General features: G+C 29.1%; 26 protein-coding genes and 1 pseudogene. 9 read left to right on the top strand and 18 right to left on the bottom strand.

What is annotated here, in order from left to right; all coding sequences use genetic code 11:
• The 8 genes from rny to KQI42_RS06410 all read left to right on the top strand — a co-directional run bounded on the left by rny (position 1) and on the right by KQI42_RS06410 (position 6,749).
• Positions 1 to 1,530 (top strand): ribonuclease Y, encoded by a 1,530-nt coding sequence (rny, locus tag KQI42_RS06445; RefSeq protein WP_216518207.1) that lies wholly within the window; start codon positions 1 to 3, stop codon positions 1,528 to 1,530.
• Positions 1,531 to 1,671: 141 nt separating this feature from the next.
• On the top strand, positions 1,672 to 1,932 hold the full coding sequence (gene spoVS, locus KQI42_RS06440; protein ID WP_072744385.1) for a stage V sporulation protein SpoVS: 261 nt from the start codon (positions 1,672 to 1,674) through the stop codon (positions 1,930 to 1,932).
• 84 nt (positions 1,933 to 2,016) lie between these two features.
• Entirely contained in the window at positions 2,017 to 2,832 is an 816-nt protein-coding gene (locus KQI42_RS06435; protein WP_216517939.1) for a PHP domain-containing protein, read from the top strand.
• Entirely contained in the window at positions 2,833 to 3,216 is a 384-nt protein-coding gene (locus KQI42_RS06430; protein WP_216517937.1) for a PadR family transcriptional regulator, read from the top strand. It begins immediately after the preceding gene.
• 43 nt (positions 3,217 to 3,259) lie between these two features.
• The gene (locus KQI42_RS06425; protein WP_216517936.1) at positions 3,260 to 4,450 is read left to right on the top strand and encodes a pyridoxal phosphate-dependent aminotransferase; all 1,191 of its coding nucleotides are present in this window, start codon (positions 3,260 to 3,262) and stop codon (positions 4,448 to 4,450) included.
• 84 nt (positions 4,451 to 4,534) lie between these two features.
• On the top strand, positions 4,535 to 4,756 hold the full coding sequence (locus KQI42_RS06420; RefSeq protein WP_216517934.1) for a hypothetical protein: 222 nt from the start codon (positions 4,535 to 4,537) through the stop codon (positions 4,754 to 4,756).
• A 191-nt stretch (positions 4,757 to 4,947) separates the two neighbouring features.
• The gene (locus tag KQI42_RS06415; protein ID WP_216517931.1) at positions 4,948 to 5,331 is read left to right on the top strand and encodes a hypothetical protein; all 384 of its coding nucleotides are present in this window, start codon (positions 4,948 to 4,950) and stop codon (positions 5,329 to 5,331) included.
• 425 nt (positions 5,332 to 5,756) lie between these two features.
• Positions 5,757 to 6,749, top strand: coding sequence for a tyrosine recombinase XerC (locus KQI42_RS06410; protein WP_216517929.1), 993 nt, complete (start codon positions 5,757 to 5,759; stop codon positions 6,747 to 6,749).
• Between the two features lie 12 nt (positions 6,750 to 6,761).
• Here KQI42_RS06410 and yneA read toward each other — a convergent pair whose 3' ends face one another.
• Positions 6,762 to 7,070: a cell division suppressor protein YneA gene (gene yneA / locus KQI42_RS06405; RefSeq protein ID WP_216517928.1), complete on the bottom strand. Its 309-nt coding sequence runs from the start codon at positions 7,068 to 7,070 to the stop codon at positions 6,762 to 6,764.
• A 200-nt stretch (positions 7,071 to 7,270) separates the two neighbouring features.
• On the opposite strand from yneA, the gene lexA reads away from it, so the two are divergent.
• Positions 7,271 to 7,888 carry a transcriptional repressor LexA gene (gene lexA, locus KQI42_RS06400; RefSeq protein WP_216517926.1) on the top strand — a complete coding sequence of 206 codons (618 nt, stop codon included), beginning with the start codon at positions 7,271 to 7,273 and terminating at the stop codon, positions 7,886 to 7,888.
• 71 nt (positions 7,889 to 7,959) lie between these two features.
• On the opposite strand, the gene KQI42_RS06395 is transcribed toward lexA, so the two are convergent.
• The 17 genes and pseudogenes from KQI42_RS06395 to KQI42_RS06310 form a co-directional block, all read right to left on the bottom strand.
• The gene (locus tag KQI42_RS06395; protein ID WP_216517923.1) at positions 7,960 to 9,264 is read right to left on the bottom strand and encodes a methionine gamma-lyase family protein; all 1,305 of its coding nucleotides are present in this window, start codon (positions 9,262 to 9,264) and stop codon (positions 7,960 to 7,962) included.
• A gap of 73 nt (positions 9,265 to 9,337) precedes the next feature.
• Positions 9,338 to 9,577 (bottom strand): RNA chaperone Hfq, encoded by a 240-nt coding sequence (gene hfq / locus KQI42_RS06390; RefSeq protein ID WP_216517921.1) that lies wholly within the window; start codon positions 9,575 to 9,577, stop codon positions 9,338 to 9,340.
• 13 nt (positions 9,578 to 9,590) lie between these two features.
• Positions 9,591 to 10,544 carry a tRNA (adenosine(37)-N6)-dimethylallyltransferase MiaA gene (gene miaA, locus KQI42_RS06385; protein WP_216517919.1) on the bottom strand — a complete coding sequence of 318 codons (954 nt, stop codon included), beginning with the start codon at positions 10,542 to 10,544 and terminating at the stop codon, positions 9,591 to 9,593.
• 12 nt (positions 10,545 to 10,556) lie between these two features.
• Positions 10,557 to 12,410 carry a DNA mismatch repair endonuclease MutL gene (mutL, locus tag KQI42_RS06380; protein ID WP_216517917.1) on the bottom strand — a complete coding sequence of 618 codons (1,854 nt, stop codon included), beginning with the start codon at positions 12,408 to 12,410 and terminating at the stop codon, positions 10,557 to 10,559.
• Complete coding sequence (gene mutS / locus KQI42_RS06375; protein ID WP_216517915.1) at positions 12,410 to 15,028, bottom strand: DNA mismatch repair protein MutS; 2,619 nt, start codon at positions 15,026 to 15,028, stop codon at positions 12,410 to 12,412. Before mutS ends, mutL begins: the two co-directional genes overlap by 1 nt.
• Before the next feature lie 31 nt (positions 15,029 to 15,059).
• Positions 15,060 to 16,424 (bottom strand): tRNA (N6-isopentenyl adenosine(37)-C2)-methylthiotransferase MiaB, encoded by a 1,365-nt coding sequence (miaB, locus tag KQI42_RS06370; protein ID WP_216518205.1) that lies wholly within the window; start codon positions 16,422 to 16,424, stop codon positions 15,060 to 15,062.
• 595 nt (positions 16,425 to 17,019) lie between these two features.
• A complete protein-coding gene (locus KQI42_RS06365; RefSeq protein ID WP_216517913.1) occupies positions 17,020 to 17,970 on the bottom strand; it encodes a peptidoglycan recognition protein family protein in 951 nt (316 codons plus the stop codon).
• Positions 17,918 to 18,043, bottom strand: coding sequence for a phage holin family protein (locus KQI42_RS21780; protein WP_425519751.1), 126 nt, complete (start codon positions 18,041 to 18,043; stop codon positions 17,918 to 17,920). Before KQI42_RS21780 ends, KQI42_RS06365 begins: the two co-directional genes overlap by 53 nt.
• A 254-nt stretch (positions 18,044 to 18,297) precedes the next feature.
• Positions 18,298 to 18,525, bottom strand: coding sequence for a hypothetical protein (locus KQI42_RS06355; RefSeq protein ID WP_216517911.1), 228 nt, complete (start codon positions 18,523 to 18,525; stop codon positions 18,298 to 18,300).
• A 138-nt stretch (positions 18,526 to 18,663) separates the two neighbouring features.
• Positions 18,664 to 18,810 carry a hypothetical protein gene (locus KQI42_RS06350; RefSeq protein WP_216517909.1) on the bottom strand — a complete coding sequence of 49 codons (147 nt, stop codon included), beginning with the start codon at positions 18,808 to 18,810 and terminating at the stop codon, positions 18,664 to 18,666.
• 74 nt (positions 18,811 to 18,884) lie between these two features.
• The gene (locus KQI42_RS06345) at positions 18,885 to 19,052 is read right to left on the bottom strand and encodes a hypothetical protein (protein WP_216517907.1); all 168 of its coding nucleotides are present in this window, start codon (positions 19,050 to 19,052) and stop codon (positions 18,885 to 18,887) included.
• Between the two features lie 185 nt (positions 19,053 to 19,237).
• Positions 19,238 to 19,456, bottom strand: a complete 219-nt coding sequence (locus KQI42_RS06340; RefSeq protein ID WP_216517905.1) for a hypothetical protein — start codon at positions 19,454 to 19,456, stop codon at positions 19,238 to 19,240.
• A gap of 231 nt (positions 19,457 to 19,687) precedes the next feature.
• Complete coding sequence (locus KQI42_RS06335) at positions 19,688 to 19,879, bottom strand: hypothetical protein (protein WP_216517903.1); 192 nt, start codon at positions 19,877 to 19,879, stop codon at positions 19,688 to 19,690.
• 10 nt (positions 19,880 to 19,889) lie between these two features.
• Positions 19,890 to 20,438, bottom strand: coding sequence for a putative metallopeptidase (locus KQI42_RS06330; RefSeq protein WP_216517901.1), 549 nt, complete (start codon positions 20,436 to 20,438; stop codon positions 19,890 to 19,892).
• A pseudogene (locus KQI42_RS06320) lies at positions 20,402 to 20,751 on the bottom strand (Holliday junction resolvase RecU). The gene KQI42_RS06330 and the pseudogene KQI42_RS06320 overlap by 37 nt, the downstream one beginning before the upstream one ends.
• Positions 20,744 to 20,923 (bottom strand): hypothetical protein, encoded by a 180-nt coding sequence (locus KQI42_RS06315; RefSeq protein WP_216517896.1) that lies wholly within the window; start codon positions 20,921 to 20,923, stop codon positions 20,744 to 20,746. Before KQI42_RS06315 ends, KQI42_RS06320 begins: the two are co-directional and overlap by 8 nt.
• On the bottom strand, positions 20,892 to 21,035 hold the full coding sequence (locus tag KQI42_RS06310; RefSeq protein ID WP_216517894.1) for a hypothetical protein: 144 nt from the start codon (positions 21,033 to 21,035) through the stop codon (positions 20,892 to 20,894). The genes KQI42_RS06315 and KQI42_RS06310 overlap by 32 nt, the downstream gene beginning before the upstream one ends.
• Positions 21,036 to 21,228 lie beyond the last annotated feature (193 nt).

Raw genomic sequence — 21,228 nt, 5'->3', positions numbered from 1 at the left:
ATTGAAATTTTATTTGTAATTCTTGGTGCAGTTTTTGGAATTTTCGCTGGATATTACATTAGAAAGACTATAGGCGAAGGTAAAATAAATAATGCAGAAGAATTAGCTAAAAGAATTGTTGAAGATGCAGAGAGAGATGGTGAAACTCAAAAGAAAGAACTTCTTCTTGAAGCAAAGGAAGAAATTCATAAATTGAGAAGTGAAGTTGAGAAAGAGAACAGAGAGCGTAGAAATGAGTTACAAAAGCTAGAAAGGCGAATACTTCATAAAGAAGAAACTATTGATAGGAAAAGCGATTCAATAGAAAAGAAAGAAGATCTCCTTATAAGAAAAGGAAGAGAATTAGAAGAAAAGGAGAACTTAATTAATGAACTTTATGAGAAACAAGTGTTAGAATTAGAAAGACTTTCTGGTCTAACCTCTGAAGAGGCGAAAGAGCTATTATTAAATGATATTAGAAAAGAAATTATCCATGAATCTGCTATCATGATTAAAGAAATGGAAAACAAGGCTAAAGAAGAAGCTGAAAAGAAAGCTAGAGAAATTATTTCAGTAGCAATACAAAAATGTGCTGCTGACCATGTTGCTGAATCCACAGTAACTGTTGTACCATTACCTAATGATGAAATGAAGGGTAGAATAATTGGTAGAGAAGGTAGAAATATTAGGACTTTAGAAACTTTAACCGGAATTGATTTAATTATTGATGATACTCCAGAAGCTGTAGTTTTATCAGGATTTGATCCTATTAGACGAGAAGTGGCAAGAATTGCTCTTGAAAAGTTAATTGTAGATGGAAGAATACATCCTGCTAGGATTGAAGAAATGGTAGACAAGGCTAAAAAAGAAGTTGATAATATAATAAGAGAAGAAGGAGAACAAGCTGCTTTTGAAGCAGGAGTTCATGGTCTTCATCCAGAAATTATTAAGCTTTTAGGTAGGCTTAAATATAGAACAAGCTATGGTCAAAACGTTCTCAGACATTCTATAGAAGTAGCTCATTTAGCTGGTGTAATGGCAGCAGAATTAGGTGCTGATGTAAAGATAGCTAAGAGAGCAGGCCTGCTACATGATATTGGTAAGGCAGTGGATCACGAGATAGAAGGACCTCATGTTGATATTGGTGTTGACTTAGCTCGTAGATATAAAGAATCTAAAGAAGTTCTTCATGCAATTGCAGCTCATCACGGAGATATTGAGCCACAAACTGTAGAAGCGGTATTAGTACAAGCTGCAGATGCTATATCAGCAGCCAGACCAGGTGCAAGAAGAGAAACTTTAGAGGCTTATATAAAAAGGTTACAAAAACTTGAAGAAATAGCTAATTCCTTCGAAGGAATTGAAAAATCTTTTGCTATTCAAGCAGGTCGAGAAGTTAGAATAATGGTTAAACCAGAAGAAATTAATGATGATCAAATACTTCATACTGCAAGGGAAATCGTTAAGAGAATAGAATCTGAATTAGATTACCCAGGTCAAATTAAAGTTAATGTTATAAGAGAAACTAGGGCTATTGAATATGCAAAATAGCACTTTAGAATAAATTTTGGATAAATTTACAAAAAAATAATAAAAATTTTCCAAATAAAAGAGGATTTTTAAGTTGTCTGTAGAATAAAGTATATAAATAAAAGAATATATTTAAAAATATAGTTAGAGGGGGCTATTTTAATGGATGTATTAAAAGTATCAGCAAAATCAAGTCCAAATTCTGTTGCAGGAGCACTTGCTGGGGTTCTAAGAGAAAAAGGTGCTGCTGAAATACAAGCAATTGGGGCAGGTGCTTTAAATCAAGCAGTTAAAGCAGTAGCAATTGCAAGAGGATTCGTTGCTCCAAGTGGAATCGATCTTATTTGTATACCAGCCTTCACAGACATCGAAATAGATGGTGAAGAAAGAACCGCTATCAAATTAATTGTTGAACCAAGATAGCTTTTAAAAAACCTGCCAGGTCATGGCAGGTTTTTTATTATTTATGATTATGGCAATACTATGTATATTAAGGAGATGAGGAATGTGATTTTTGATTTACATGTACACACTAACCATTCTGATGGAATATTAAGTCCAGAAAGAGTAGTGGATTTAGCAGTAAGTAAAGGTCTAAATGGTATAGCCATAACGGATCATGATACTATAACGGGAATTGAAATAGGAATTAATCATAGCTTAAAATATAAAAATTTTAAAGTAATACCAGGAATTGAATTCAGCTCTGTATTTATGAATGAAGAAGTCCATATACTAGGTTATTTCGTTAATTATGATTTATCTGATATAATAGATATTACAGATAAATTAAGAAGTTCAAGGATCACACGAGGTCTTGAAATTGTTGAAAAAATAAATAATTTAGGTATGGATTTAACCATAGAGGAAGTAAAAGCTTTTTCCGGAGAAGATTATATTGGCAGACCTCATATAGCAAGAGCTCTTATAAAGAAAGGATATGTTTTGACTATTAAAGAAGCCTTTGAAAAATATTTAGACAGAGGTAAGTCTGCTTATGTTGAAAGATATAAGATAGCAATAGAGGATACCATTGATTTAATAAAAAAATCTGGAGGTATTTCAGTTTTAGCTCACCCTGGTTTACTTAAAAATAAGGATATCATTAAATACTGTATTTCTAAAGGTATTAACGGACTGGAATGTATTCATTCTAAACATAAAAAAGAAGATGTTTTATACTTACTAAAAGTTGCTAAGGATAACAATTTGATAATTACAGGGGGATCAGACTGCCATGGAGATATAATACACGGAGATACTTTGCTTGGAAAATATTATGTTAATTTAGATGATATTCCACAAATGAAAGGAAGGATATAATTGAGTATTTATAAAGGAGAAAGACAAAGACAGTTTCCCTCTAAAATAAGCACTACTTCTTTTGTTAAGCTATATATACTACACTTATTGAATGAAAGAAGTTATTATGGAAACGAAATTATAGATGAAATAAAGGAGAGGTTAGATAACAAATGGGAACCTAGCCCTGGAATGGTTTATCCGCTACTTAGGGAATTAGAACAGGAAGGATATATAGATGGATGGTGGGAAGAACCCGATAAAAGATCTATTAGAAGGTATAAATTAACAGACGAAGGCTATAGGCATTATAAAGTTATTTTACTACAGTATAAATCGACCTTCGAAGATTCTTTACATATTGTTAAAAATGTGTTAAAAGATATATATAAAGAAAAATTTTAATCTATAGATAAAATTATAAAAATACTTAACTGGAGGTATTAACATGGATTTTAAATTATCAAAAAAAGGTTTAGAAATTTCTCCATCAGTTACTCTTGAAATAACTGCAAAAGCTAAAGCTATGAAAGATGCTGGTATAGATGTAGTAAGTTTCGGAGCTGGTGAGCCAGACTTCAATACCCCTAAAAACATACAAAAAGAGGGCATTAGGGCAATAGAAGAGGGACTTACTAGATATACCCCTGCTTCAGGTATTGTAGAACTTAAAAAAGCTATATGTGAAAAATTACATAAAGAAAATAATTTGGAGTATAAACCTAGCAATATTATAGTATCTAGTGGTGCAAAACATTCTATATATAACACTTTAATGGCAATATTAAATCCAGGAGATGAAGTAATTGTAGCTGTTCCTTATTGGGTTAGCTATCCTGAATTAATAAAAATATCTGGCGGAAATCCAGTATATATAGAAACAAAAGAAGAAAATGACTTCAAATTTACAATATCTGACTTAGATCATGTACTTACACATAACACAAAAGCTATTATATTAAATAGTCCAAGCAATCCTACTGGAAGTATTTATAGTGAAGAAGAACTAAAAGCAATTGCAGATTGGGCTGTAAAAAATAATATTTTTGTTATATCTGATGAAATTTATGAAAGATTAGTTTATGATGGTGAAAAACATATAAGTATTGCTTCATTTAACGAAGATATTAAAAATTTAACGATAGTCATCAATGGAATGTCAAAAGCTTATGCTATGACTGGATGGAGAATAGGGTATACAGCAGCTCATGAGGACATAATAAAGGTTATGAGCAACCTACAGAGCCATACTACATCTAATCCATGTTCCATGTCTCAATATGCCAGTGTAGAAGGATTACTAGGAGATCAAAGTAGTGTGGAAGATATGAAGAAACATTTTGAAGAAAGAAGAAACTACATGGCAGATACCATAAACTCTATAAAAGGACTAAGTTGTAGAAAACCTAAAGGTGCTTTCTATATAATGGTAAATTATACTCAACTTTTAGGTAAGACAGTAAAAGGAATAACTATTAACTCATCTTTAGATTTTGCAAAGCTATTATTAGAGGAAGGAAAAGTAGCAGTTATACCAGGAATTGCTTTTGGTGATGATAAATACATTAGATTATCCTATGCAACTTCTATGGAAAATATTAAGAAGGGCCTAGGTAGAATTAAAGAAATAGTTGAATAAATTTGAAATTAAATAGAACAGGCCTATGGTTTACATAAAATAATTATGTGAACCATAGGCCTGCTTATTATAAAGGGGAATATGATGAAAAGGATAATTTTTGGGGGACTTCTTTTTATTGGAGGATTATCAGGTATATTGTTAATTATAGCATTTTCTATTGTATATCCATGTTCAATTAATGGCATAACTGGATTTAGAGGATTTTTAATAAGCTATGATATAATGTTGTTTTTTATAACGTTCTGTATTTTGGTTTTGGGTGGAATAATAGTTTTAGCAATAGAAGCGTATAAGAAAAAGTGAATCTTTATTGACATATTTAAAAAGATTGATATGCTGTAATCAGATGGATATACTTACATTCATTGGATATATGAAAATAGTTAAATAAAATAATTAAAGAATAAATATAAATGCATCGAAAAGGAGTTGACATAATTATGTCAACTCCTTTTTTATTAAAACAAATGAAAACAAGAAAGGAGGTGGATCTAATGAAAAACTATAAAAAATATATAACAGTATTTATGGCTTTTCTATTAATTTTCACCTTAGGGGAAAATATAGCTACTGCAAAAGATGAAAAAGTTACAAAAGAAGTTATTGAAGAACATCATAAAACTATAGAGCAAAATAAAGAAGATATAATCGTTCAAGGTTATGATTGTCCAATGTGTGGTTCTAATACTAGAACTTATAAAGTATCCACTACTGAAAGATATGTAGATGTAGCAGTTAATCCTCCGGGACATACACCAGGAACCTATAAACAGTATGAAGTAACTAGTCGTTATCAGATGGAATGTCTAAATTCATCTTCATGTGGATTTAAAACTGATTTTGATGTTTTTGAAGACTATAAGTATGTGAGAGTATAACGATGTAAAAAGCAAAGAGTTGACATAAAATCATTATGTCAACTCTTTGCTTTTTGTGAAAAAATAAAAAAATTTCTTAAAAAACGCCCTTTAAAATGCCTTAAAACTTATATAAATGATATTGTTAGAGGTATTCTATGCTTTGACTTTTAAAAGCTTTTATAGGGCTTTTAAAGGGGTTAGATGAGTGATGAAATTTATAAAGCAAAAATGATTTAATGAAAATAAGAAAAAATTAAAATTGTAACCTTATTTTGTTAAAAATATATAAAAGGAATCTATATTATGTGTTATTTAATTAATATAATTAAAACAATAAAATATTCTTTGAAAAAAAGAAGGTTTTTCAGAACTTTTGTAGAAACAATATATTAGTCACAAAATAGTTATTTTGTGACTAATATATACAGAAAAAGAGGGATACAATGTACGAAATACCAATTATTCTTGAAGACTATCTTAATTATATGGAAACAATTAAAGGAACTTCCCCTAACACTGCAAAAGAATACTTTTTTGATTTAAGGACTTTCTTTAGATTTATTAAAACAAGATATAAATTAGTAGATCCAACTGTACCTTTTGATGAAATTGAAATTGATGATATTGATTTAGATTTAATCAAAAAATTAAACATTCAGGACCTTCATGCCTATATCTCTTATGTAGACAAAAAAAGAGATAATGGAAATTATGCTAAGTCTAGAAAGGTTGCTAGTATTAGATCTTTTTTCGATTACCTGTATGGTAAAGTTAGCTTAATAGAAAAAAATCCTGCAGAACATTTAGAATTTCCCAAAACCGATAACAGACATCCTGTCTATCTTACTTTAGAAGAATCAGAAAGATTATTAAATACAGTTCTAGAAAACAAAAATGAAGAATATAGAAAAAGAGATTATGCTATTATGATGTTATTTTTAAATTGTGGATTACGTTTATCAGAGCTATCTAGTATAGATTTTGATAAGATTAAAAATGATGATACTTTAACCGTTATAGGAAAAGGAAATAAAGAAAGAACCGTTTTTTTAAATGATGGTTGTGTTGAAGCTATAAAAAGCTATCTAGCTGTAAGACCAAAAGATTCTAAAGATAAGAAAGCACTTTTCATCAGTAAAAGAAAGCAACGAATCAGTAACCGAGCTATACAACATATGATAGATAGATATTTAGAAAAAGCAGGTTTAGATACGGAGATATATTCTACTCATAAACTAAGACATACAGCGGCTACATTAATGTATAAATACGGTAATGTCGACATATTGGCTTTACAAGAAATTTTAGGTCATGAAAGTGTATCTACTACTCAAATTTATACCCACATAGATAACGAAAGACTTAGAGATGCTATAAAGAGCAATCCTCTATCTAATAGAACATCTAAGAGCAATAACAAAGAGCCATCCAATTAAGATGGCTCTTTGTTATTGCTCTATTGGTATCTTTATAATGTCTCCAGGATAAATATAGCTACTTTCCATTTCATTGAACTGTTTAATTTCAAATATTAACTTTCTTAAATCTTGTTTTTCTTGTAGATGTTTTAGAGCTATATTCCATAAAGTATCTCCTTCTTTTATTGCCACTTCTATGTATGCAGTCTTGTAATTAGAGCTATAGGCTTTATTATTAGATAATAATGATAGGAAAATTATAGCAATGACGACTAATAAAGAAATTAAAAACGCGTAAAACCTTCTTTTGTTTACTATTACATACTTTTTCTTTTTCATAACAGCACCTCGCACATTAGTTCTAAACATTTGTTCGAATAACAACATTTTACACAAACGTAAGTTCTGTGTCAATAGATATTTCAAAAAAATCGAACCCACGTTTGATTATTTATTTTCTATATGGTATAATTACTTAAAATGATTCTGACTAATAAATATTTACTAGTGTTATAAATATTATATGTGAGGTGTTAATAATGTATGAAGATTTAACTCAAAAACAAATTGAAATATTATTATATATTAAGAATGAAATTCAACGCCAAGGATATCCCCCTGCTGTAAGAGAAATATGTAAAGGTGTTAATTTAAAATCTACTTCTACAGTTCATAGCCACTTGGAAAAACTGGAGATGAAAGGATACATAAGAAAAGATCCTACTAAACCTAGAGCTATAGAAATACTTGATCGTGAAGATGATTTCCTATTTGTTCAAAAAAAGACTGTAGATATACCTATTATAGGGAAAGTTACAGCCGGTACTCCCATCCTAGCTGTAGAGAATATAGAAGATACTTATCCTGTTCCAAAAGAGCTAGTAGAAGGCCATGATGTATTCATGCTTAAAGTTCAAGGTGAGAGCATGGTTGAAGCAGGTATATTAGATGGAGATCTAGTTTTGGTAAAGGAACAAAAATCTGCAATTAATGGAGATATTGTAGTTGCTCTATTAGAAGATGAAGCAACTATTAAAAGATTTTTTAAAGAAAAAAATCAAATTAGGCTACAACCTGAAAATCAATTTATGAGTCCTATATATACTAATAATGTTACTATACTAGGTAAAGTTATAGGTTTGTTTAGGAAAATATAATAAAGAGTATTGCATATAATAAAAGACATTTAATATCATTATTAGAATACGATATTAAATGTCTTTTATTATTATTTCAGTATTTTACTATTATCTATTAGATTGTTTTTATATAAATTATTTAAGGATTTTAACACACCTAATTTGCAATGCTCGTAAGTAAGTCCTCCTTGGTAATATGCAAAATAAGGTTCTCTCATTGGTCCATCTGCACTTAATTCTATAGAAGAACCATCTACAAAACCACCAGCTGCCATAATAACCTTATCTTCATATCCAGGCATATCCCAAGGCTCGGGAGTTACATAGGAATCTACTACAGAAGCACTTTGGATTCCTCTGCAGAATTGAACTACTCTTTCTGGATTATTAAGTTCTATTGCTTGTATAATATCACTTCTTACATCATCTATATCGGGTATTACCTTGAATCCTAAGCCTTTATATACGATAGCTGCCAACAAAGCTCCTTTTACCGCTTCTGATACTATATGAGGAGCTAAAAATAAACCATGAAGAGTATTACGAGTAGTCCCAAAAGTTAAACCGCAGTCTTTTCCTAGACCTGGAGCCGTGCTTCTGTTAGCTACTTGTTCTACTAAATTGGCTTTTCCTGCAATATAACCACCAGATAGAGCTAATCCTCCTCCAGGATTCTTAATTAAAGATCCCGCTATTATATCTACACCCACATCTGTAGGCTCTTTCATTTCTAAGAATTCCCCATAACAATTATCTACCATTATTATTACATTTTTATTAAACTCCCTAATACCATTTACCGCTTCTTGTATCTCATCTATAGTTAATGCACGTCTATCACTGTAACCAGTAGATCTTTGAATTAAGAGCAACTTAGTTTTATTGGTAATATTATTCTTTACTTCGGGTATATCTATTTTTCCATCTTTTAAAGGTACTTCTTTATAACTTATTCCATATTCTATTAAAGTACCACTCATATCTCCCTTAGTACCAATTACTTTTTGTAAGGTATCATAAGGGCTACCCGTAATGGCTATTAGCTCATCATTAGGTCTTAAAAGTCCAGATAGAGTTAAAGTTATAGCATGAGTTCCTGAAGCTATTGTAGGTCTTACCAAGGCATCTTCTGTATTAAAGACTTTAGCATATATTTTCTCCACTTTTTCTCTGCCTACATCACCATATCCATAACCTGTAGTCCAGTAAAAGTCTGTAGAACTTAGTTTACATTCTTGCATAGCGTTTATAACTTTGTATTGATTAAATTCTTTTATCTCATTAATTTTATTGAATTTATCCAAAATAAGTTTTTCTTTACAGTTTACATATTCGATAATTTCTTCTTCTAATTCAAAATGTTTACATAATGTATTTATTGTATACTTATTCATCTAATGTCACCTTTCTATCAATCATATTAAACACAAAAGCCTCTGATACACTCAGAGACATTTGTAAATTTAATTAATTCTCATCTATATTTTTAGGCGTTAAATTTATTTGTTTAACAGGCACTATAGTTGAAATTGCATGTTTATATATCAGCTGTTGCTTACCATCGCTTTCCAAAATAATGGTATAATTATCAAATCCTTTAACTGATCCTTTAATTTGATAACCATTTACTAAGAATATTGTAATACTAATATTTTCCTTTCTAGCTTTATTAAGAAAAACGTCTTGCAAATTTAATGTTGCTTTCAAAATATCCCCTCCTTTAATTATTTAAACTAATTGATTCCTTAACATAGTTCGTAATATATTGACTAATGTCTTTTATATGATGAAAAGTATCAACATCAATCCATTTTATTCTATTATCTCTTCTAAACCATGTCAATTGCCTTTTTGCATAATTTCTACTTCCTTTTTTAATCAGTTCTATTGCTTTATCTAAAGAGATATCTCCTTGAAGATAATAAACAATTTCTTTGTATCCTATTCCCTGCATAGATACTAAATCCTTGGTATATCCCATTTCTAAAAGCATTTTAATTTCGTCGATTAGTCCTTTTTCAATCATTAAGTCTACTCTTTGATTTATTCTATTATACAGTAAAGTTCTATCCATGTTAAGACCAATCATCGATAAATTATAATTTTCTACAGGTTTTCTAAAATCTTTATTATATTCAGACATTGTTTTTCCTGTTTCATAATAGATTTCTAATGCTCTAATTATTCTTTTTCTATCCTTAGGGCTAATTTTTTGTGAACTATATAAATCAATTTTTTTAAGCTCATCATATATATATTGATTTCCATATTTATCAGCTAAATCTTCGTATTTCTTTCTGAATTCTTCATTTGGACAAACTTGAGTAAAATTCAATTGGTATACTAAAGAATTAATGTAGAGCCCGGTACCTCCTACTACCAAAGGCAATTTTTCTCTGTTATTTACCTCGGTAATATGTTTAGTTGCAGCTTTTTTATAATCCGATACTGTAAAATCCTCATTAGGATATACAATATCTATAAGATAATGGGGGATACTTTCCATCTCTTCTTTAGTTACCTTAGCTGTACCAATGTCCATGTATTTATAGATTTGCATTGAGTCAGCTGATATAATTTCTCCATTTAAATTTTTAGCTAAATCTATTGATAGAGAAGTTTTTCCTATAGCTGTTGGTCCAATTAAAATAAACAAATTTTCCTTTTTATCCATTTAATCATCCTTCTAATTAATTCTAAGAAACTTTTTTTCCATGTCCTTCTTGGTTATCTCTATCATAGTAGGTCTTCCATGAGGGCAACTATGTGGATTCTCACATTTATTTAATTGGTTAATTAAACTTTCAATTTCAATATTACTTAGAGAATCTCCACCTTTAACTGCTTTAGTACAAGCTATTTTCATTATCTTTTCAATTTTCATTTCATAGTTACTTTTAATGTCTTGTTTAAGATTATCCAATATATCAAAAAATAAATTTTTTATATTAGGTTTTCCAAAAACTAATGGAACTCCCCTAATTATTATACTACTAGATCCGAATTCTTCAATATCAAAACCAAGCTTATTATACAATGTTATATTTTCCAATAAATTAGACATTTCAATATTGGTTAACTCAATAACTTCTGGTACTAAAAGTTGCTGAGTTACTATGGTTTCTTTTTCAAATTCTTCTTTGAATTTTTCATACATAATTCTTTCGTGAGCTGCATGTTGATCTACAATATATAATTTATCCTGTTCTCTATCTTCAGCCAATATATAGGTTGAAAATACGACTCCTATAGGACTTATATTTAAAAGTACTTCATTTATAGGATCTCTTCGTATTTCGTCTATTTCTATAACTTGTTCTTCTATAGACTCACTAGTAATATCTTTCTTAGTAATATGATTAGTATAATCTGCAGTAATGGGGTTTTTATATTTAACATCGTCCTCATTTTCATTATCTTTGTAGTGTGTTGTCATATCCTTTACTACAACATCTTTATATATATCTATTGAAGGTTCTTCAAAAAGTAAAGGAAGTTCTTCTTGCTTCTTTACATCTTTTGTATTATCAAAAGTTACTCTTGGAATCACAAGAGATGGATTTAAAGAGTCTCTAATAGTGCTACTAATAATATTAATCACTTCTTCTTGATTAACAAACTTTACCTCTTGCTTTGTAGGATGAATATTTACATCTAAATTCCCAGGATTCATTTCAATAAATAACGTAAACACAGGAAATCTATTAATAGGAATAATAGATTTATATTGTCTTTCTATTGCATCTGTAATAATATTATTATTTATATATCTATTATTAATATAAAGATATTGATGACTTCTATTACTTCTATATAAGTTATTATTGGATATATATCCATTTAATTTGAAATCATCTTTTTCAAAAGATATACTAATTAAATTTTTAGCAATATCCTTTCCTAATATAGTATATATATTGGTTATTAAACTATTATTATTGGACGTTTTAAGAATAACCTTGTTATCCTTTATTAGCTTAAAAGAAGTATTATAATTACCCAAAGCCAATTTATAGACAATATCACTTACATGATTAAATTCAACTAAATCACTTTTTAGAAATTTTTTTCTTACAGGTAAATTATAAAATAAATCTTTAACTATCATTGTTGTTCCTTTGGGACAGCCAACTGTATCTTTAGAAACAACTTTACCTTCCTCTATAACAGCATGAATCCCCCCTAAAGAATCTTTAGTTTTAGTCATCACTTGGACTTTAGATACATTGGATATACTTGCTAGAGCTTCTCCCCTAAAGCCCAAGGAAATTATATTATATATATCGTCTATAGTAGAAAGTTTACTAGTAGAATGTCTTTCAAAAGCTAAATCTAAGTCATCATCTGTAATTCCGTCGCCATCATCCGTAACTCTTATATAAGATTTTCCACCATTGTTAATTTCAACTACTATATTTGAAGAATTTGCATCTAGTGAATTTTCTATCAACTCTTTAACTATAGAAGCTGGTCTTTCTATGACTTCACCAGCAGCAATTTTCTGTATAGTTAAATTATCTAATAATTTTATCTTACCCATTAAGCTCTCTCCTTAAGCTTTTTAGCATCCTCTATAAGATTATAAAGTGTATTCATAGCCTCTATAGGCGTTAAACTTGATATATCTATATTTATTATTCTGTCAAGATAATAGTCTTTTTTGTAATCCATCATATTTAATTGTTTGTTATGATGAGTATTAGAACTATTATTTATACTTAATTGATGATTTCCTTCAATTGAGGACAATATTTCATTAGCTCTATCAATAATTGCTTTATTAATACCAGCTAATTTTGCTACCTCTATACCATAACTCCTATTAGTGCTACCTTCTACAATTTTTCTTAAAAAAACTATATCGTCACCTTTTTCTTCTACTAATATAGTTAAATTCTTGATCTCAGAAAACTTTTCCTCTAGTTCTGTTAATTCATGATAATGGGTAGCGAATAAAGTTTTAGCTTTTATATTTTTTACTATATGTTCTACAACAGCCCAAGCTATACTCAAACCATCGTAGGTACTAGTACCTCTACCTACCTCATCTAGAATAATTAAACTATTAGGTGTAGCACTTTTAATAATATTAGATACTTCATTCATCTCAACCATAAAGGTACTTTCACCTTGAGACAGGTTATCAGAAGCACCTATTCTAGTAAATATACGATCTACTATACCTATATTTGCTTTCTTAGCAGGAACAAAAGATCCTATTTGTGTCAATAAAGTTATTATAGCTACTTGTCTCATATAAGTAGACTTTCCAGCCATATTTGGTCCAGTTATGATCTGAACCATATTGTCTTTAATATCTAAATAGGTATCATTAGGTATAAACAGATTACTTTCTATAGTGTTCTCAACTACAGGATGTCTTCCTTCTTCTATATGAATTATTCCTTTGTTATTAAGATCAGGTTTTACATAGTTGTTCTTGTAAGCTACTTGACTAAAAGAATTTAATACGTCAATCTTTGAAATAACTTTACTTGTTCTTTGGATTCGTTCTGTCTCTTCTTTAACCCTATCTCTAATATCCTGAAATAAAGTGTATTCTAAGTCTAAGACTCTTTCTTCAGCCCCTAGTATCTTTATTTCCATTTCTTTTAATTTCTCAGTATAATATCTTTCAGCATTAGTTAAAGTCTGCTTTCTAATAAAATAATCAGGTACTAAAGGAAGGTTTGATTTGGTTACTTCAAAATAGTATCCAGTTTTCTTGTTAAAACCAATCTTTAGGTTCTTAATATTTGTTTTGTTTCTTTCTTCTAACTCCAAAGCTGCTAGCCACTCTTTACCACCTAAACTACCTTTTCTCAAAGCATCTAATTCACTATCATATCCTTCTTTAATCAACCCTCCTTCTTTAACGGAAATAGGTGGATTGTCACATATAGATTTATTTATTAAGTTATAGACATCTTCTAAAGAATCTATTTCTAGACTAATTTCCACTAGCTCTTTACAATGAGATTGCTGTAAAGATTTTCTTAATTCAGGTAGAACTTCTATGGAATTTTTAAGAGATATTAGATCTCTACCATTACAATTTCCATAGGATATTTTACTAGAAAGTCTTTCAATATCATATATTCTTTTTAAAAGTCCCTTTATATCATCCATTGCCATAAGGTTATTGACAAAATAATCTACTACTTTTTGACGCTTTTTTATCTCAACACTATTAATTAAAGGTTGTTCTAGCCATTTCTTCAACAATCTTCCGCCCATAGCAGTAGAAGTTTTGTCTAATAACCAAATTAGAGCTCCTTTTTTATCACGACTCATAATGGTTTCATGTATTTCTAAGTTGGTTCTCGTACTAATATCCAATATCATATAATTATTAGGATGATAATAAGATAGGTGATTAATATGATCTAATGAGTTCTTTTGTGTTAAATATAGATAATCTATTAATTTTCCTGTAGCTAATATTGAAAATAATTTATCTTTAATATCTAATTTATCTAATATATCAACTTTAAAGTGGTCTAAAATAACTTTTTCCCAATCATCATTATTTATACTAGAATCCTCATAAATATTAATATAAGGATTAATTCTATTTTTAATGATTTTCATAGCTCTTTCGTTGAGTGAAAAAGCTTTGTTACATATAATTTCTGAAGGAAATATCTTTCCTAGTTCATCTATTACAAAGTTATAACTATCTATTTCTTTTCCTAAATACTGAGTAGTGTACATTTCACCAGTTGAATTATCAACATAACACAGACCTATGCCCATATTATCTAAATAAACAGATACTAAAAAATTATTTGATTTTTCATCTAAAATAGTTAGGTCTGTAATAGTACCAGGTGTAACAACTCTTATTACATCTCTTTCTACTAGCCCTTTTGCCAAAGTAGGATCTTCCACTTGTTCGCAAATGGCCACCTTATATCCTCTTTCAACTAACTTCCCTATATAAGAATCAACTACATGATGAGGCACACCGCACATAGGAGCTTTTTCTTCCCCACCACAATCTCTTTGCGTCAAAGTTATCTCTAATTCTTTCGAAGCAGTTAAAGCATCATCAAAAAACATCTCATAAAAATCACCAAGTCTAAAGAAAAGAATACAATCCTTATATTGATTTTTAATATTCATATATTGTTTCATCATTGGTGTTAAATTTTCCAAAATTAATCCCTCCATTAAAGATAAGGGAAGATTAAACTAGGCTTCCCTCTAAAGTAAAAGTTTTAACCGTAGTAATTTTAACATTTACTAATTGTCCGATTAAATTTTTATCACCTTCAAAATGCACTAATTTACCTGTTCGAGTTCTTCCAGTTAGTACATTTTCATTGTTTTTACTTATATCTTCTACTAAAACTTGTACTATTTTATTTAAGCTTTTTTTATTTTGTTCTAAAGAGATAGGATATAGCGTATCCAATAATCTTTGGAATCGATCATGTTTTGTTTTATCATCTATTTGATTTTCCATTTTAGCAGCTATTGTACCTTCTCTTATAGAATAAAGAAAAGTATAAGCTGAATCATATTCAACTTGTTTCACTAAATTTAAAGTATCATTAAAATCTTCCTCTGTTTCTCCTGGGAATCCTACAATCAAATCTGTAGTTATTGCAATATCAGGTACTGCCTTCTTTAATTTTTGAACAAGATGTAAATAATCTTCTCTAGTATATTTCCTATTCATAGATTTTAACACTTTATTACTTCCAGATTGCACAGGTAAATGTAAATGTTCGCATAACTTATCTAGTTTAGTATAAGCTTCTATTAACTCTTCTGATAAATCTTTTGGATGAGAAGTCATAAATCTAATTCTTTCAATTCCATCAATTTTGTTTACGTCAGCCAGTAAATCAGCAAAAGTATATTTATAATCTAAAGTTTTTCCATAAGAGTTAACATTTTGCCCTAATAAAGTAATCTCTTTACAACCTGTTTTTGCTAGACCTTCTATTTCTTTAAGAATATTCTCTGGTTCTCTACTTTTTTCTCTTCCTCTAGTGTAAGGCACTATACAATAGGTACAGAAGTTATTACATCCATACATAATATTGACAAAGGCTTTATAAGAATATTTTCTGTTAGCATCAATATCTTCTATTATTTCCCTATCATCTTCAATTATATCAACTACAGTTTTTCCTGTCTCTAAATAATTGTTAACAAGCTCCGGTAGTTTGTGTATATTGTTTGTTCCAAATATTATATCAACATGTTTATGTTTGCTTGTAATCACTTCTCTTACATCTTCTCTTTGCATCATACATCCACAAACAGCAATGATTAGATCGGGTTTTTTTCTTTTTAATTCTTTTAATGCACCTAGTTGACCATAAACTCTTAATTCTGCATTTTCTCTTACTAAACAAGTATTATATATTATAAAGTCGCTTTCTTCTTTATTATCAGCCAAAACATATCCCATTTTTTCTAATATCCAAGATATTTTTTCAGAATCATGTTCATTCATTTGACATCCATATGTTACAGTGAGACGTTTTCTTCTCTTCCCAGTTTTTGCAAAGTATTCATCGTTCCTAGCTTTTACTTCCATAATAGCTTCCCAATCTATTTTTCCATGTGTTTCAGCCATATCTTTTAATTGTTGTTGTTCTTCTTTTTTCATTTCTCTTTCCATGTTTTCCACCTCATATTTATTTTAATGTTGTTATTTGCTATTTTTATATTACATTTATATTATAGCATATATCAATGTTTTTAAAATAAGCAAGATTTGAAAAAGAAAACATGGGATTACTTTCGATTATTTAATATACTGAAGAATAAAAAAGACTCTAAGAATTTATTTTAGAGTCTTTCTATTATAATTTTTTTAATTTGCTTAATTTTATTTTAATTAGCTATATTTTATAATTATATATTTACAAAACTAATCATCTACTTACTTTTTAGGAATCCATATTTAATAGTTTTGTATTTATATTAATCCATATACCTAAAGTTACTTAAATCAAATCTGTTAATATAGGTTAACGTTGAATTGACCCATCTATCTCTATATTTGTCAGCATAGGAGGAAGTAATTAAATTAGCTAAGAGTATCTCTACGTCCTTCTCATACCATTTTCCTACTTCTAGCCCTTTTTCTTTTAAAAAACTAGGGTCTGTTGGTGGGTAATAAATAATTCTTAATGTAGACCTTCTACCACAGGTTTTGTTTTCTCTTCTATATCTAATATTTTTAATCCTTCTAAGCTTGTTCTGCTTTCTCCTTTATTAATAGACTTAACTTTATCAACTATCTCCTTTTTTGCGCCCTCTCTTGTAACAAAACCATATGGGTCTAATTCAGAATTACTATTTGTTGTTAATGCACCTAATAAGTATAAAGTCACCATTTCTTTTTGTGACTCTTCTGTAATCATATAAATATCTTTAATATGTCCTGCATATTTCTCCCAATATAAAAGTTTATAGAATTTATCATCTATATTCATTAATTGTCCTTGTCTCAGATTGTGCACAGTGTTATAATTTCTCTCAAGTCCTTCTACTGCATAACTTGCTGATAATAAACCTCTTTCATCTAATATATAAGTATCAATTACCCTTGCTGTAATTTGTGCTGCTTCTTTTCTTAAAAGTGGTTTATCATATGAGCCATATTCAGCAGATGATTTTACATATTTCTTTTCATTAGCATATTCAACGTTAGTTTTACTTTCACCTGATGCCTTTAATAACATTTCAGTAAACTCTCTAACAGTTACAATGTTGTTAAAATCTACCTCCTTAATTGATTGTTCTCCATACTTATCAATAAAGTATTTAGTGAACTTAAGCATTGATTCTTTTTGTTTTCCCTCAAATTTATCATGTTCTATATCAAAATTACCTATCATTTCAACTGCAAATGCTCCTGTATTCCATCCTTTTATACTTGCTGGAGCTATATTAAAAGGTCTACCAGTTACCCATTTTCCATCAGGTGTAAGTGTGACGTGCTGCCCAATATCACTCCATCCATTTACATGATAGTTATACATTCCTTGTTGAAGTGCTAAATGATTACTTCCATTAAAATCTTTATGTTCTGGTTTCCAGGACTGAACTAGATAATTTTTTATTAATAAATCCATTCATTATACCAGTTAAGTAATCCATTATTATGAATATAGCTAATATCTTTAATGAAGTATTCCATCCTCCAATTAAGTAAGTCAGTGCTGTACCTACAGTTGCTATAACTCCGTATATATTCTATTAGTTGTTATAGTAAAATCAATATCTTCCATTTGCTTTTTTAGCATTTCTATTTCATTTTTTAGGTACTTTAATTCTGATAATTGTTCTTTGTTCATTCTCCTACTCCACTTTCCTTTCTGCTTCAATTTGTTTCATTACTATATCTATATTAAGCTTGGTACTATATATAAATTGCATATTTGATTCATACAAAGTTTCAGCTATACTCTATTCATTTTTAGCTCTGCTATCTTCTCATTTCGTCTACATAGGTCTGATATTATTGTAATTGGCATACCTTCTGATCTTAATTTTAGTATCTCTTTTGCTAATGCTACTCTATAATCTCTCTCAGCTATTGCTTTGGTTTTTCCTCTTTCTTTTATAATAGTGATAGCTTTATTAAGGTCACTTCTAAGATTATTTAATTCTTGCTGCAAATCCTGCATTGAATTCCTCTTTACTTGACCATCACTCTATCAAGTGCTTTTACATTTTTACTGACTTTTATCAAGTAATAAAAAAGGACACCTCAACTACAATTAAGTAGCTAAAGTGTCCGCTGTAAGTACAGTAGGACTATCTAGTTAATTCATCAATTGACTATTATCTATTGCATATTTTATATACTCTGCATGACTTGATACATTTTTCATTAGTTTTCTTAACTGTGTATTTTCTTCCCTCAATGATCTATTTTCTTCTTTTAACTCTTCGATTTCTATATTATTCATTAATACACCTTCTCTCTATCTATTCCATTTGATATCTTTTTTATATTGTTCAAGAGTTGGCCAATATTTATACATCAATATACCTTCTTTGTATCCCTCAACCTATAGTCCATCTGTAAATTTCCCTGATGGCTGCTAATTTCTATATAGAGATAATCAAGTTTATCCTCTTCATTTGTTTTATCTATTGCTACATTTATAAATTTGTTTATTTCATGTTTGAGCTTCTCTTTCTTCTCCATAGCTGTCTCCTAAATCTCATTACAACATAAAAATACCGTAAAATTCTTTTCTGAATAATACGATATTTCAATTAAATATTTAATTTTAGTAATCATTACGTTTAATATAAATAATGTGTCATAACTTTAAACATGTTTATGCCATCTCATTAGCTGTATTTACACAAAAAATTGATTTTATCTGATTACTTTATGAGTCTAGATTTTATCCAATCAATCAGCATAAAAATCGAAAAACTCACAATATATGAAACTACGAAATATAAAACACTTTGCTTTAACAATGAAGGGTATGTTTCGTTGTACAATTTAGGAAACACCATTCTTGGAATAACTGCTCCGCCTAAAGTTATACCTATACTTACACCAATTGCTGATTTTAACGACTGTTTTGCTTTGTTCATCTACACACCTCCACTAAATACATGATATATAAATAATCTTTATTGCACATTTATTTACTGTTACGAATTACTCATATACAAATATAATAGCATATATATTATATTTACCATAAATTTATTTGCATTATATGGTAAATGTTTTTATTTTCAATACCGTATTATTCAGTTTTCAAAGAACATTATTTATAATTTAAATATCATGTTTACGTCTCATTATCTTCATATTTTCCTCTATGCTATCTCATATAACTTTTTCTTAACTTGATTAGATATTCTTTCCTCAACTTTAAATACACATTTTTCTTCAAAGGTTACTTTATTATGCAATTCTAATGCCTGGCTTTTATATATTTCTGCTATATGATATTCCTGGTTTAAATTTCTTATTATACTTCTTAAACAAAGCTCTAACACCTTGTCCAATTTATCCCTACTACTTAACTGCTCTTAAATTAAACATATCTAGCTGTTTGGCTCCTGGCTCTAACTCTTTCCAAATGATATCATCATCTATCAAATTCTTTATTTCTGCTTTAGTTGTTTCCCAGTCTTTGCCTAATGTGCCCACCATATTGCTCCAATCTTCTATATCATGCGGTTGTAAATCTCCATATTCATCTATGTGCCTAAGCTCATGATATATTAAAGCTATTATCTGCTCTCTATTCATTCTTTCTATAAAGTAATTTTTAGTTTCTAAGATATAGTCATATCCTGTCATTGCGGAAAATTGTTTATTAGCCTTTGATACTTTAGCCTGCCACTGATTTCTTCCGCCACTTGGTTTTTCATATTCCATATCTTCTATGAACAGAATTCTTAAAGGATTAATAGGTGCTAGTTCATCAAACTTCTCAATTAGCTTTTTAGCTATAGGTCTATATACAAAGTTTTTAATCCAATACCTGTCTCCGAATTTAGCATTATCTAATTCCCTTATGTGCTTTAATCTTCTAATGTTATTCCTCCATACTTGTACCAATTTTTCATAAACTCTATTTGATGTTCTTGTACATTGCTAAGAGGAAATCTTGTTTCTTCTTTAGTTTCTTTTGCATCAAAAGCTATAGATATTGATTCATATACTCCTTGTAGTCTAGTGTGCTTTTTTCTTCATAGTAAGCTGTTACTATTTGTTTTCCTCTTCTAACTGATTTCATTGCTGTTACTATTTGTTTTCCTCTTCTAACTGATTTCATTGGTGTAGCTATTTTTTGTACTAAGGCTATTCCTTTTCTTTTATACGTTCTATTTGATATGTTAATTGTTTCTTCAAAAGCATCTCCTTTATGCACGTATATCTCCCTTTCTTCTAACTGCTTTATATAAATCTTTTAAGTTCTCTTCTGCTATAGCTATTAAGTAGATTGCAAAGTCTATTTCTTTTTCTGACTCAGCATAATCAAACCTGCATCTAGCTGTATCAAGTTCTTTTTCAGTTTGTTTTATTTTCTTTAAAAGATCCATAATCCTTTACCTCCTTTGCTTTCTCAATTGCATCTTTAACATTTATATTTTCACTAAAATATATTCTTTCAGCTTCTTTAGCTATAGCTGCTATTTCTTTGTTAATCATCATTTATCACTTCTTTCAAAAATAATTAATCTTAAACATTAACACTTTTCTCCAACCTGCATAGACTGTTAAGGAGAGTTTAAATAAAAAATTTTCACTTCAAATCCCTTGTTTTTCACATTACTTTTATACTTAATGTTAACAATTTATTAACAGCACTCATATCTTAATATGAGGGTTCTTGTTCACAATTTTT

It is taken from the genome of Tissierella simiarum (assembly GCF_018917865.1).
Taxonomy (GTDB): Bacteria; Bacillota; Clostridia; order Tissierellales; family Tissierellaceae; genus Tissierella_C; species Tissierella_C simiarum.
Note: the sequence above shows the minus strand (reverse complement) of the source record. Positions and strands in the feature narration are given on the sequence as shown.